The 237-nt window shown below is 64.1% G+C and carries 1 protein-coding gene; it reads right to left on the bottom strand.

Annotated features, from left to right (window positions below; translation table 11 throughout):
- Positions 1-16: 16 nt before the first annotated feature.
- Positions 17-237 (bottom strand): sugar nucleotide-binding protein (locus SB772_RS45505; RefSeq protein ID WP_410839215.1); only part of this gene is annotated, 221 nt, incomplete at its 5' end.

Genomic DNA, 237 nt, shown 5'->3' with positions numbered 1-237 from the left:
AGAGCCGGATCTTGGGTTATGTGCCTTTACCGAGGTACTCCGCCAACCGCTCCGACGCCGAAGGCGGGTTAAAGCCAGCGGCCCGGATTTTGGAAAGATCCAGTACGCTGCTGCGCGGACGGGGCGCGGTTCCCTGTTTCGCATAATCGTCGGTGCTGATGCCTGCGACAAGGGTGGGGGTGGCGCCGCGCAGGGCATAGACCTCCCTGGCCACTTGCGCCCAGGACTGCGGTTCAC

Source organism: Paraburkholderia sp. SIMBA_030, assembly GCF_046535245.1.
Classification (GTDB): domain Bacteria; phylum Pseudomonadota; class Gammaproteobacteria; order Burkholderiales; family Burkholderiaceae; genus Paraburkholderia.
The sequence above is the reverse complement of the archived record's forward strand: the minus strand, read 5'-3'. Positions and strand labels throughout refer to the sequence as shown.